At 46.8% G+C, this 13,660-nt stretch carries 11 protein-coding genes; 5 read left to right on the top strand and 6 right to left on the bottom strand.

Annotation, left to right across the window (positions count from 1 at the left end):
• Nucleotides 1–25: 25 nt before the first annotated feature.
• Nucleotides 26–1,000 (bottom strand): HTH-type transcriptional regulator CysB, encoded by a 975-nt coding sequence (gene cysB, locus KIO97_RS06625; RefSeq protein ID WP_005425353.1) that lies wholly within the window; start codon nucleotides 998–1,000, stop codon nucleotides 26–28.
• A gap of 338 nt (nucleotides 1,001–1,338) precedes the next feature.
• Between cysB and KIO97_RS06620 the strand changes: the two genes are divergently transcribed.
• Together KIO97_RS06620 and KIO97_RS06615 are read left to right on the top strand one after the other, a co-directional pair.
• Nucleotides 1,339–2,103 (top strand): hypothetical protein, encoded by a 765-nt coding sequence (locus KIO97_RS06620; RefSeq protein WP_038889536.1) that lies wholly within the window; start codon nucleotides 1,339–1,341, stop codon nucleotides 2,101–2,103.
• Between the two features lie 126 nt (nucleotides 2,104–2,229).
• Nucleotides 2,230–3,009 carry a tRNA isopentenyl-2-thiomethyl-A-37 hydroxylase MiaE gene (locus KIO97_RS06615; protein ID WP_005528870.1) on the top strand — a complete coding sequence of 260 codons (780 nt, stop codon included), beginning with the start codon at nucleotides 2,230–2,232 and terminating at the stop codon, nucleotides 3,007–3,009.
• Between the two features lie 238 nt (nucleotides 3,010–3,247).
• On the opposite strand, the gene KIO97_RS06610 is transcribed toward KIO97_RS06615, so the two are convergent.
• Nucleotides 3,248–4,276, bottom strand: coding sequence for a metal-dependent hydrolase (locus tag KIO97_RS06610; RefSeq protein WP_285381619.1), 1,029 nt, complete (start codon nucleotides 4,274–4,276; stop codon nucleotides 3,248–3,250).
• Between the two features lie 157 nt (nucleotides 4,277–4,433).
• A complete protein-coding gene (locus KIO97_RS06605; protein WP_010646166.1) occupies nucleotides 4,434–4,691 on the bottom strand; it encodes a hypothetical protein in 258 nt (85 codons plus the stop codon).
• A 395-nt stretch (nucleotides 4,692–5,086) separates the two neighbouring features.
• On the opposite strand from KIO97_RS06605, the gene guaD reads away from it, so the two are divergent.
• Nucleotides 5,087–6,505 (top strand): guanine deaminase, encoded by a 1,419-nt coding sequence (gene guaD / locus KIO97_RS06600; RefSeq protein ID WP_285381617.1) that lies wholly within the window; start codon nucleotides 5,087–5,089, stop codon nucleotides 6,503–6,505.
• 94 nt (nucleotides 6,506–6,599) lie between these two features.
• Here guaD and KIO97_RS06595 read toward each other — a convergent pair whose 3' ends face one another.
• The 3 genes from KIO97_RS06595 to KIO97_RS06585 form a co-directional block, all read right to left on the bottom strand.
• Nucleotides 6,600–9,038, bottom strand: coding sequence for a M9 family metallopeptidase (locus tag KIO97_RS06595; protein WP_285381615.1), 2,439 nt, complete (start codon nucleotides 9,036–9,038; stop codon nucleotides 6,600–6,602).
• Between the two features lie 240 nt (nucleotides 9,039–9,278).
• The gene (locus KIO97_RS06590; protein WP_038889541.1) at nucleotides 9,279–9,617 is read right to left on the bottom strand and encodes a GFA family protein; all 339 of its coding nucleotides are present in this window, start codon (nucleotides 9,615–9,617) and stop codon (nucleotides 9,279–9,281) included.
• Nucleotides 9,618–9,684: 67 nt separating this feature from the next.
• On the bottom strand, nucleotides 9,685–10,542 hold the full coding sequence (locus KIO97_RS06585) for a YDG/SRA domain-containing protein (RefSeq protein WP_285381612.1): 858 nt from the start codon (nucleotides 10,540–10,542) through the stop codon (nucleotides 9,685–9,687).
• 340 nt (nucleotides 10,543–10,882) lie between these two features.
• Between KIO97_RS06585 and KIO97_RS06580 the strand changes: the two genes are divergently transcribed.
• Together KIO97_RS06580 and KIO97_RS06575 are read left to right on the top strand one after the other, a co-directional pair.
• Complete coding sequence (locus KIO97_RS06580) at nucleotides 10,883–12,211, top strand: sphingomyelin phosphodiesterase (RefSeq protein ID WP_285381610.1); 1,329 nt, start codon at nucleotides 10,883–10,885, stop codon at nucleotides 12,209–12,211.
• On the top strand, nucleotides 12,208–13,167 hold the full coding sequence (locus tag KIO97_RS06575) for a chromosome partitioning protein ParA (protein ID WP_285381608.1): 960 nt from the start codon (nucleotides 12,208–12,210) through the stop codon (nucleotides 13,165–13,167). The genes KIO97_RS06580 and KIO97_RS06575 overlap by 4 nt, the downstream gene beginning before the upstream one ends.
• The last annotated feature ends 493 nt before the right edge of the window (nucleotides 13,168–13,660 follow it).

The following is a 13,660-nucleotide window of genomic DNA, read 5'->3' as shown; positions in this document are numbered from 1 at the left end:
AGGGAATCGAAACAGCAATGAAGTGTTATCTAACCGGAAGTTCGATGTCTTTAAACATCTCTTCAATTTCTGAGTTCGACTTCAGTGAAATCGCTTGTTCAACCACAGGACGGGTTAAGTGTGGAGCAAAGCGCTCCATGAAATCGAACATGTAAGAACGCAGGAAGGTACCACGGCGGAAGCCAATGCTTGTGGTACTTGCGCCAAACAAGTGGCTTGCATCAATGGCAACCAAGTCGCCGTCTTGGTCTTCATCTACCGCCATGCTCGCAATCACACCAACACCAATGCCCATACGAACGTAAGTTTTGATTACGTCGGCATCCGTTGCGGTAAACACCACGCGTGGCGTCAAACCTTCACGGTTAAATGCGGTATCCAGCTCAGAACGACCAGTAAAGCCAAACACGTAAGTCACCAGCGGATAAGCCGCCAAGTCATGAATCGTGACTACGTCTTTCTTCGCCAATGGGTGATCTTTTGGTACCACGATAGAACGATTCCAGTGGTAACAAGGCAACATGATGGCATCTTGGTAAAGATGAAGCGCTTCAGTTGCAATCGCAAAGTTCGCCGTGCCTTTGGCAATCGCTTCAGACATCTGTGAAGGCGTACCTTGGTGCATGTGCAGCGACACTTTCGGGTAACGAGCCGTAAAGCCTTTGATTACGTCAGGAAGTGCGTAACGAGCTTGGGTGTGCGTGGTAGAAATGTTCAGCGTGCCCATTTCTGGGTGAGTGTGCTCACCTGCCACGGCTTTAATGCTTTCCACGCGCGCCAGAATCTCTTGAGAAATTCGCACGATCTCTTCACCGGCGGGTGTCACCTGCGTTAAGTGTTTACCACTTCGTTCGAAGATCTGAATGCCCAGCTCATCTTCCAGCAAACGGACTTGTTTACTGATGCCCGGCTGAGAAGTGTAAAGACTCTCTGCTGTCGCAGACACATTCAGATTATGGTTCACAACCTCAACAATATACTTCAGTTGTTGCAGTTTCATCGTAATCCCTTACTCATTGATTGAGATAATAACGTCATACTTATCTTGCCTACTCGCCCGAGTAGATATAATGATTAGTTATAACGTGTTAGCAACTAAATGAACAGTAATTTCTAACTTATAGCTCAAGCTCATAGCTAATCACTTATCTCGGCTTCATATGCACAAAGTTGAACCTTTAAAATCCGCTTTTTTTTACAGCTCACCGTATTCTCTGCTTAAATCCGACGGAAAACGTGTTTGGGGCAAAATAATCAAATAAATAGGGTGCCGGGAGAGAGAAGATTCATGTATTCTCTATCGCTAGTCATACAAAAGTAAAAAGCAGACGCAAAGATATGAATACTGGTTTAATAGTCATTTTGGTAGCCGTTCTACTGGTCTTGATCCTTGGGTACAACATCATGTTGCAGTACAAGGTGAAAGTAGAGACCGCGAAAAGACAGGAGTCTGCTCGTTACGTGACACTGATTGACGGTACCGAAGAGCTTATTGGTCACGCTCACCATATTCCTTTCAGCAAGGACCTACTGCTGTGCCTAAACAATCGCATTCTTGATGCACTTGAGAGCATGCGCGAGCTGGATCCAAAGAACAAACAGCTTGTCCAACGCATCGAGAACATGAAGCAGCAAATTACTCAACTTAAAGAAAGTAATCAAAGCGGCGAAAGTACGACGTTCAAAATGCCAAGCAGCGACAAGCAAGCAATCCTAATGCTAAAACTGGTTAAACGTCTGCGTGATACGGTTCGTAACGAACACAACAAAGGCCGTTTGGATACACAAACTTACGTAACGGAAAATGCGCGTCTGGAAACGATGCAAATCCGCATCAACATCGAGAACGTCATTAAGCGTGCGAACGATTCCATTGCCCGCGGTCAGCCTGGCACTGCTCTACAGCTGCTTCGTAAAGGCATCGATGCGCTGAGCACCAAAAACGACGCATACTCGATTCAAGCGAAACAAAAACTTGAAGATATGCTTGGTGACCTAGATAAGAAACGCCAAGACAAAAACGACGCTGAAATGCAGCAACTTGCCGATAAAGAACGTGACAGTGATATGGATGCGCTCTTCGGCGAGAAGAAAAAGTGGTAAACTCTCCACAAGCTTTCCGCCCTATCCGATTAAAGGCTGCGTTTGCAGCCTTTTTTGTGTCTTATCCCTTTGAAAAGACGCTGGCTGGATAAACCGAAATTTGAATGTAAAGTATTAAAAATTAAAATGATTAATCTCGACGCCTATCAGGACCTTCTTGCTCCAATTAACCAATTCTTGCAATGCAGCACCCCAGATGAATGGGTTGAGGAAGCAAAGAAGCCTGAAAACCTTCAAACCATTTTATTAGACCATCTACTGTGTGAACTGAAAGCTGGCCAATCGGCGATGTTCCTTATCCGTAAATACGCCGTAGACAAAGCCAGCTCACACGCTCTACTCGATTGGTTCAAACCCTATGAGGACTTCGCGTACCGTAAGACAGGCTCCCTTGAGACTCTGAAAGGTAAGAGCAATATTTCTAAAGCCATCATCGCTAAATCAGACTCGCCTTACAGCCAAGATCTGATCGACAAAATGGTTCTGCTGATCAAAGAAGAGTTACACCACTTCTATCAAGTACTAGAAATCATGGAAAGCCGTGGCGTGGAATACAAGAACATTCCAGCAAGCCGCTACGCGAAAACGCTAATTTCTGAAATGAAGACGCATGAGCCTGAAACCTTGATTGATAAGCTCATTATCGGTGCCTACATCGAAGCTCGCTCGTGTGAACGTTTTGCAAAACTGGCTCCGCATATGGACGACGACATCGCGAAGTTCTACGTTTCTCTGCTGCGTTCAGAAGCACGCCATTACCAAGATTACTTAATTTTGGCAGAGCAAATCGCAGGCAAAGACATTAGCGAGCGCGTCGCGGAGTTTGGCCGCCTTGAAGCTGAGCTAATTTCAACACCGGATGAAGATTTCAAATTCCACAGTGGCGTTCCAGTGTTAGCGGCATAGGCTGCAGCCCAACGTTAAATAGCAAAAAGCCGGACATCGCGTCCGGCTTTTTTTCTGGATCTAATCCAGTACTCACTGTAATTCTGTGTTGGCAAGAGATTCCCGCCTGCGCTCCTTCGTCGCTCTCGGGAATGACACGCTTGAGACATCTCACAACATCAACATCGTCACTCCCATCTCTAGTATCGTCATCCTCAAGAGCGAGACACGAGCGAGTTGGGGATCTCATACACGTAAACTAAGAACGTGCACTCAACGCCATACGCTGCAGATTCGCATCAATACTCTGGTCACCCTTCAGTCTCTCCCAAAGCTGACCGAGCAAATCTAAACTGCGCTCACTCGGATAACGTTGGGTCGATTCTAATAGCTGCCACTGCCCATCTTCACCTTTCTCAGCAAAGATAAACTCGAACGACAGATTGTTAGACATACCCAAACGCAAGTCCGTCACAATCAGAGCATCATCTTCCACGCGATAGTTGAGGTAATCGTGAGAAAAAGCCTTTAAACCTTTCAGCGTATCTGGCTTGTCTGCCATTGGCCAACTGCCAAGCGGATGCGTCACAAAATCAATGCGCTCATCACTGTCTAATACCGACGCTAAACCTTCGTAATATTGACCATCATCCATCACCACCACACGCCATAAAAACGTGTTAAACGGCGTTGGTGTAATCAGCACTTGCTGGTTCGGTAAGTTCTGAGCAGCTAAGTTTTGCTCGACACGAGAAGCAACCATTTGTTGAGAAACGTATCCCCAACCGAGATAAAGCGTAGAGATAAGCACCACGCTCTGACACCAGCGTCCACCGCGAGATTTAGAAAACAGTGCCACACCGATCGCCAGCAACAGCGGCAAGGTGTAAAGCGGATCGATAATGAACACGTTTCGTAGCTCAAAATAGCCCTCAAATGGCCAAATAAGCTGAGTGCCATACGTCGTCATTGCATCCAGTAAGGTATGCGTCACGAATACACTGACTGTGAGGAAAAACACTCGTGATACCGTCCAGAAAGAATCAGGTCGCCAGCGGCAATAAAGCCAAGAAATCAGCAACGCAAAAGGAGGCAACACCAGTAAAGAGTGCGTAAAGCCACGATGCTTAATCGTGTTCTGAACCGCATCACCGTAGTCCAGAATCACATCCAGATCTGGCAAGGTACCGAGAGCCGCGCCCATCAGCAGTACCTTGGCATTGCAATGCTTACCTGCGATCGCGCCAGCAACGGTCGCCCCTAATGCTGCTTGTGTGATTGAATCCATATCCCGCTATCTACACTCATTCATGACAAAGATTGATCGGTTCGAAAACTAAAACGACTTTCAATAAGAGTCAAACCACTCACCCACTTTGTGTCTCTTATTTACTTACTTTTACACACTAAGGGGAGATCAAATGCCTTGGCACGTTTAAAGCCATTTACTGGCTAGCCGTAGCCTCTGGGCGGGATATTTTCTTGATCAATGCTTCACGTCGGAGATCTAAGATCTCATCAATCAATTTCTCTTTGGCATTGATACCAAAGTGCTGATCGTAGTTTTTTACTTTTTCAATTTCATGCGGGTGCAAGCGGTACACCTCATCTTTTAAACGAGCCTCAGCTTCGCTTTTGATTAAGCCTTGGTTTTGTAGCAGCTTAATGATCACTTCATCAGCTGGGTTTACTGCTCTTGACATGGTTCTCCAATCTACAGGTTAAGTTGTGCGCCAAATCGCTGATCAATTCAGCTTATTCATTTGGCATCGCCAATTTACGTCGCACAACTTATAGCCCAAACATGACAACTTTATTGCAGCCCAAGGTCATTTATTAGCAAAGCATCGCATGCACCACTTCAGTTCAAACCTTTGTTTTTCTTCACCATCATGGATCGTGAGTACCTACTTTCACCTTACGCCTCTTTCCGCCGAGCCCCATTCTGTCTGCTCTGAGAGCTCAAACGGACATCTGGCACACATCTCGCTGTAGTGACTGTGCTTTTAATGGTTTTCGGTTGTTACACTCTATTGACAAGGACTTGTTCTGATAAGTCAAAAACCATGGATTTTTAAACGATTCAATGGAGTGACTTATGAACAAAAACGCGATCCTTCTATCTTTACTCGGTACGGCTTTCTTCTCTTCGCAAGCGGCGGCGGACATCACCGCAATCCGCTCTAGCCTATTACATTTCATCAACGATCCAGCCAAAGTTGAACACCTTCCCGATGCCTATCAGTATTTTGAAGACGGTTTATTAGTGATTGAAGATGGTCATATCAAAGCCATCAAAGCGTTCAGTGAAAGCGATTCGACACAGTACCAAGAGATTGTCGATCACAGGGGAAAACTCATCGTGCCGGGCTTTATCGACACACACATCCACTACCCACAAACTCAGATGATTGCCGCGTATGGCGAGCAGCTGCTGGAATGGTTAGAAACCTACACCTTCCCAACGGAAAAACAGTTTGAGGACAAAGCCCACGCCAAAGCCATCTCTCAGTTCTTTATCAATGAACTGCTGAAAAACGGCACCACCAGCGCATTAGTGTTTGGCACTGTTCATCCTCAATCGGTGGAAGCGCTTTTTGAGGAAGCGTTAGATAAGAACATGCGTATCATTGCAGGGAAGGTCATGATGGATCGCAACGCGCCAGACTACCTACTCGACACACCTGAAACGGGCTATCAAGAAAGCAAAAGCCTGATCAACAAATGGCATAACCAAGGACGATTGCAATACGCCATTACTCCACGCTTTGCCCCTACCTCGACGCCCGAACAATTAACGGCTGCCGGGAAACTCAAAGCTGAGTATCCAGATGTCTATGTGCATACCCACTTGTCAGAAAACAAAAATGAAATCGAATGGGTGAAGTCGCTCTTCCCCGACCGTGAGGGCTACTTCGATGTTTACGAACATTATGGCTTAGCTGGCAAGCGTTCTATCTTCGCCCATGCCGTTCACCTGACCGACAAAGAATGGAGTGCATTTCAGCGTACCGATTCCGTCATTTCCTTTTGCCCTACGTCCAACCTATTCCTCGGTAGTGGCCTATTTGATTTAGAAAAAGCGGAACAGAAAGATGTACGCGTTGGCTTGGGCACCGATGTAGGCGCAGGCACCAGTTTTTCTCAGTTAGAATCCTTAAATGAGGCTTATAAAATCATGCAGTTACAGGGTAAGAAGCTGTCCGCATTTAAAGGCTTGTACTTAGCTACACTCGGCGGGGCGATCTCGCTTAGCCTTGATGACAAGATAGGCAATTTTGAAGCAGGAAAAGAAGCCGACTTCGTTGTCCTCAACTGGGCAGCAACGGATTTGCAGAAGTTGCGTTACCAACATTCCAAAAGCTTGGAAGATAAGCTCTTTGCATTAATGATGTTGGGCGATGAGAGAAACGTCGAAGCAACCTACATAGCTGGCAAACTGGCCTATTCTGCCGATGGCGAAGTCACCAAACAGGCGAAAGTCACTAGAAAGACAAAAATCGAGAGCTCAATCTAAACAGACCAAAGCCTTGAACACAGATACATCTAAACCGAAAAGCCGGACGCAGTGTCCGGCTTTGTTTTACATCGATACTTGTTCAGAGTAACGGTTAGTGAAAGTAAACCATCATCTCAACTTCATCCCCTTGTTGCGGCGCATCCAACATGAAGTGCAAATAGCCCGCCTCAGTCACTGGAATTTGCAGAAACTCATTACTGCCTGTGTAGTTAGATGAGTATTCATGCTGATCTGCGGTAGGCCAGTAAGCTTGGCTCGCATACAGGTCCACATCACCATTGCCAGCATTGCCGTTTGTATCCATCAGCCATACACGCACTTCTTGAACACCTTGCGGTACATAAACCGCCGCATAGCGTCGTTCTAGTACTGTGAGCGTCTGCGGTTTACCTGATTCCAATACCACAGGCGTTAAATCATCTCGCTCCGGCGTTGTTGGTGTTGGCGCCTCAGTTTCCAATGAGGCCTTTAGCGTCACCGCATTAAATTCAGAACGACCTGTGACGCTCAGATAATAGCGGCCCGGCTTAATGTAGCCCGATGGCTCTAGCTCAAACGTCACAACTTCATTACTTCCCGCGCCATATTGGCTGAACTCGAAATCGTAGTAATGCGCTTCTTGCTCAAAGCTCATGTACAAATCTGCATCACCTTGAGCGTCGCCTTGGATCTCGACTTCAAAGTGAGTCGTGTATTCAGGCACATCAACGTAGAACAACTGCTCACTGTAAGCCGCACCGCTCAGCACCACACTCTGGTTCGCGGTAAGCTTAATAACTTGGTCAGAAGGTTCTGTCGGCTCGCCCGGATTTGGATCTGGGTTCGGCTTAGGTGGCTCAGGCTCATTAGAAACGGAACCTAACCAGCGTTCAAACTCACCATCGTATTGCTCACCCAGCAATCGGACCTGCCTCGCCCACTCAGAAAACTGACCAGAACGAGAGAGCGTAAGCAAACTCTCCACCTCTTGCGGATGTTCTTCCAACATAAAGCGCACCGCGAGATAGCCCCAGCGATATACGCGATTAGTATCTGGAGAATAAGTGGTCGCAAACACCTTAGACAGGCTCATCTTGCCCTCTGCAATCAAGCCAATCGCCGCATCGTAGCCTTGCTTGTAATGCATGTACTCTGCAAACCCCTCTAGCCACCATACAATGTAACCGTGCTCCAAGTTATCGCCGAACGAGCCATATTGGTTGAATCGCGCATCGAGGTAGTGCGTGTACTCATGCTCCAAGTTAAGAATAGAAAGCTCGTCACCATTGTTGTAACGGTAAGCCACAAAGCGCGCCACGTTGCCTGTTTCTGCCGGGTTACCTTCCAGATACTGACCGCCATTGTCGGTGGTATTACCAAACAAGAACGATGAGTAGTCCGCGTAACTCGCCTTGCCAGCAAACACCGCCACTTCTACTCGTTCATTGTTGTCGTCTGCTACCGGTTGATGACCTGTATTCGCCACTTTATGGAAGTCCGCCTCTTTCGCTGCTAAAACCTCACACGCTTCCACGGCCTGAGCTTGAGTCAAATCTTGCGAACGAATGATTGCCGGGCCATCACACTCATACCGATTCGGCAGAACACGTGCAGCTAGATCTCGCTTGGCTTGGTCTAAGTCGAGACCGTTTAAACCTTCTGGTGCGTAGTATCCCATCATCTCAACCGCGGCTAACCATAGCTTGTCATGCTTGCTACCCAGCGGATATTGCTCCATCACTCGTTGCATCTCTCTCAATGCCGCGGTACGAGTTGAAGAATAAGGGCTGGCAAGCAGACGCCCCACTTCACGCACCGCGTTATACACAAGAAAACTCGCGTCGGTATCCAGTGCCCACTCGTTTTGCTGAGCGAATTTTATCAGTACTTCTATGTGCTGATTGTGGTCTGCCATGTAGCGATAAAAATCGTCTCGCACAGCATGGCCAGACATAGCACGAAAGAGGTTATTCAACCCATCAACCCACTGCGTATCTTGCGCAGTTTGTGGGTTAAAGTGGCGAAGTGCTGCAAGTTGAGATTCCATCGTGAGCGGCAGTTGCTTCACGTTGTCGACCATCAAAGTCAGGCTCTTCATTGCACCTACTTGCTCAAGCCCTTGGTCTAAAGCATGACGGTTCGCAAGGAACGCATTCGTCGATTGGGCAAAACCTTGGCTCAGCCCTTGTGAATAATCTGGCTGTTGCGCGTTGTAGCGAACGTAATAAGCCGCGCGTACGAACTCACCTAGGTTTTCCAATTGGCGTGCTTGTTCTGCCTCACCTTGATAACTTGCAATGGCTCGATTCAGAGCGGTCTGAATGCGACTTAAGCTCGCTTCACTGTAGATATCATTTAAAGAATCAGCAGGGGCAGAAAACCAAGATTCGTAACAATGATAAGTGGCAGCAGAGACCGCAGATGCGAGATCCGGAGCTTGCTTGAGCGCAGGGACTTCACACTGCTCTTCAGCAAATGAGAAACTGGAAACACTGGCGAGCATACAAGCTAACGCCAAGCGATGACGTGGGAATAGACGGGTATGAGACATAACGACACTCATTGATTGATTTAATAATTGAGGCCGCTGTTATATTCCTTACAATCGGAATGGTGAATTCAGTTGCATAAAATTTATGAAGTCAGTTCAGGAAATAGATTTTATGCTCTAATTTATAAACTAATTACTAAATATGCCGATTATCTCTCTACGAAAACGTTACGCAACTGACTGAAATATCAAAGATAAAATCTAATCATAAAAAAGCCAGACGGTGTGTCTGGCTCTCGGTTAATAACGCTTACCATCAATGAGTCTCAGCGGGATATCTTGCAAGATTTCCTCTTCTGCCATCCTCATATTGATGGCAACAACATCAACGTCACACTTTTCTGTCGTCACATAGTGAGTCATGCATCCACATACATTACAGCGGTGAAACTCAACTTCCTTGTCGCCCCAGATGTAAAACACCGAAGGCTCTTTCACATAGCGAACCGAAACTTGCTCAGGAGAATAGTACGCCCAATAAGCCGCATATCGACGGCAGATAGAACAATTACATGAGGCTATCTCTTTCGGTACCTCAGCTTGAACAACGATGTTCCCGCAATGGCATGTGATTTCCATATATTAAGATTCCATTCTAGATTTTTTCTTTGCTACTTTAACAAAACTAGTCGTCTATGGTTGGTAACTAAATCTTAAAATAGTGCTCTCGGTGATATTGAAGAAACTTCTGTTCTATCTTGTGTTTCTTGTTCAGCGTTAATTGCCCTTCTAGACCAATCAAACTGAAGTCATCCGCGATTGAGAACACGCCGTTATCAAACATCACATGATGGTTTGGGCATAAACACAGAATATTTTCGACAACATCAGGGCCGCGATGCGGCTCACCCAGCGGTTTAATATGGGCAGCTTCAGCGTAAAAACCCGCTCCTGTATCAATGGCTAAGCCGCACACCTGGCATTGGTATTGATGCCAGTCTTTCACCTGCTTTGCCTTTCTGTAATCTCGGACGATCTTATTGATCGTTACTGCTTGGCGAGACGTTACCTCATAACGTGCTTTGGCTGCGTCTTGCACCTCTGCCGCAGGTTCCGAATCAACTTGGATAAGTTTATAGCGCCATACTTTGAAGCCGGATAACCCTTGCTCGCACCAATAATCTTCAACGCGATATAAGCCTGCATATCGGTAACCTTTAGCAGGAGAATAATGGCTTTGGTGTTTATGACTTCGAGTAACTCGGACGGGTAAACCCTCCAGCTTGTTTCTAGCTAGAGCGAGGTTGGTGCGTTCTAATTTTTGATCGGCAATTTGTTTATTGGTGTTTTCGTCACGACCACCAGCTCCGGTATAGATGATGACATCGCCAAAATCTTCGTCGTCTTCATAACCGCCGGAAAGTACGATTGAATCAGCGCCTTCTTTAGCGCCACCACTAATACCAGCCTGCGTTGGAGGATGAATGCCAGATTTGGCTAACGCGGCTCGATTTTCAAACATGTCACCGATTTCTGTATCGGGTATGTGTCCAAAAACTCTCATAGTAAAACCTTGTATGTGTACTACTCAGTGAGAAAAACCATCGCCAATAGCGGCGGTATTCCGACCGATACATACGCTAACGGTATCACAATCAATCAGGTTTATATGCGGTAAACATTCTCATTTTTCACAAGAAGTTTTTGTGGTGACAATCGTTTATTTTCATATAGATAGAGAGCAGCATAGGGTAAACAAAATGCTCGATATTGCATCTCTAACTAAACAAAGATCACAACTTATTATCAAAGTCCGACGTGCGGTTTGCTGTCATCCATATTTAACGTGCTAGTCATAATTATCAATAAGAATAATAACCCTAATTCGACATATGGACAGACAGATGAAACTAACACAATGGATTATTTGGCTAAGTGGCTTACTCGCACTGCCAAGCTTCGCAGATACCGATGTATACCTAACGAATAACTCGGACCAACCTTTAACGATTCAAGTCACTCACGAGGGCAGCGACTTATTGGAGTACGGCGAAGAGTGGCAACAACATGTGCAAGTGCTTGGCCCGTGGGAAACCAAATCAATTTTGAGTTTTAACCGCTGGGAAGGCGTTCGAAACGGTCAGCAGTATCGCTTCGAGACCGTCGTTTCTAACCCCTTGGGTGAAAGCATTACTTTAAAGCAAGTGATGGACGGCCATTGGTATAACTCCACCATACAATATGGCGTATCCGCTGCCGATGTGGTTCTGGCATTAAAAGATGATCGCAACATCCACCGCTCTGCTACCGATGCATTTGGTACTCGTACAACCGAGCTGGCTTTTAAATCTGACAAAACTGCGCGCTATGATGACTTGTATTACACCATCACGCCGAACAAGGTCGATGAAATTGCCGATGATAACGAACAGCACCTTAAGTTGGTGACTTACAACATTTGGGCACTGCCAGCGGTGGCTTCTCACATTGGTGACCGCTACGAGCTGATTCCTGAATACGTGAGAGGTTACGACGTGGTAGCGCTGCAAGAGGTGTTTGCGGATGGACGAGAGGCGTTTTTGCGTGAGCTTGCTAAAGAATACCCATATCAAACCAAAATGCTGGATAAAGATGGCTTCAACATTCATGACGGCGGCGTGACGATTGTGAGCCGCTACCCTATCGTGAATCAGGCGCAGTACGTCTTTCCCGATTGTTCTAGTACTGACTGCTTCGCCGACAAGGGCATAAATTATGCGGAGATCATTAAAGGTGGTCAGGCTTACCATGTCTTTGCTACTCATGCCGCCTCTTCTGATACCGACATCGCGCGTGAGCATCGTCAGCGTCAGTTCAAGCAGATGCGTGCGATGGCTAAATCCTTGAATATCCCAGCCAATGAAACCGTGGTTTACAGCGGCGACTTCAATGTGAATAAGTTGAAGTTTCCTGGTGATTACCAACAGATGATCGCGAACCTCAGCGCGGTTGAGCCTGAGTATTCCGGTTATACCGCGTCGACGTTTGACCCGCGCATTAACAACTTTGCAGGCAAAGCGTTATCTGGTGGCGACAATGTGGAGTACCTCGACTACGTGATGGTGAGTAGTGAATATGGCGCGAAGTCGTTTAACGATAACCGCGTAGATGTTCCACGCTCAACGGCAGCAAGCCTATGGAAGCATTACAATCTGTCGGATCACTTCCCAGTTAGTACAGTGCTCAAGCCATGAAGCCAATCGCGTTAATTACTGTGTCCGCTGTGGTGGCGGGCACAATTTGGTTTTCAGCCAATGGAGGCAAGCGTGATAGCTTGTTGCCGTTATCCTCTACACCGGAAAAGACTTCTGAACCCCAAACGAACGAAGGTGCCTCTTTAGCGGTGAGTCAATCGACTGGTAAGGTCATCGTACCGAAAGCCAAAGAGACGCCCTCTCCGATTGAGGCCATGGCTAAGCGCTTGAGTGAGCTCAAAGGACGAGCATTCAAAGAAGAGATAGAGATGTTTTGGCATACGTGTATGTCTGACCACAACTGCGAATCTCAATTGGCTGAGCTTGAAGCGCATTTGTCTGCGGAGCGTTTTGCCCTGCTAGCGAATTACCACCAGCTCAATAGCCTTTGGCAGCAAAGCTTGGGAAATTTATTGTTTGATGAGCAACAGCCGCTGGCGTCTCGTATCGCACTTCTCAAATCAGAAGCAAAAAAGATTTGGGGTGAACTGGCAGAAGTGATTTTTGCTGATGAATTCGCGCTGTACGATTTTAGTGTGCAAGCCGAGCAATTGGCTTCAACTCCCGCTCAAGACTATGTGCAAGCCTACGAAGATTTGCTCCAAACGTGGCAAGGCAGTGAAGCCGCGTTGGGTTTAGAGAGCCATCAAGCCAAGTATGAGCGTGCAGTCGCATTGATTCCTGACGGCGTAACAGAATCAGAGCGTGAGGCGTTGATTCAGGCATTTCAACAGAGCTACCTTTCTGAGCAAGAGAGTGAAGAGATAGTAGCCCGAGAGCAGCAAGTTACAGAGCAAAAGCAGCAAGTACGCGATTATCAAAGTGAGTTGCAGCAACTGGAATTAAGGCTGGCATCGCAAAGAGCCACCAGCCACGCGAATTGGTCAGATTCCGAGTGGCAACGTTATTACCAACAAGCGGTAGCCGATTTTCGTCGCGCGTTTTTTGCAGGTTAATGGCTGGTTTTTCTGAGCAAATATAACGATGAGATTCCCTACTCGCTCATTCTTCACTCTAGGGAATGACGCTGTTGGGAGTTTCATTGCGAGTTAAGTCCCTATAAACCATCGCCCAAACCTCAAACGGGTCATTCCAGCAAGCCTAGGCGCGACTAGGGATCTAGGTACAGCGAGCTAGAACTTTAAGAGGACATCCGGATTCAACAGCACTTGGTGGGTAGATTCTGAATTACTCTCGTTCCTCGCTTTTCAGAATGACGACATTTCGATCATGTGTGTGAAATGAGATTCCCTACTCGCTCATTCTTCACTCTAGGGAATGACGCTGTTGGGAGTTTCATTGCGAGTTAAGTCCCTATAAACCATCGCCCAAACCTCAAACGGGTCATTCCAGCAAGCCTAGGCGCGACTAGGAATCTGGGTACAGCGAGCTGGAATTTTAAGAGAACATCCGGATTCAACAGCACTTGGTAGGTAGATTCTGAATTAC

Source organism: Vibrio sp. B181a (genome assembly GCF_030248375.1).
Taxonomy (GTDB): Bacteria; Pseudomonadota; Gammaproteobacteria; order Enterobacterales; family Vibrionaceae; genus Vibrio; species Vibrio campbellii.
The sequence above is the reverse complement of the archived record's forward strand: the minus strand, read 5'-3'. Positions and strand labels throughout refer to the sequence as shown.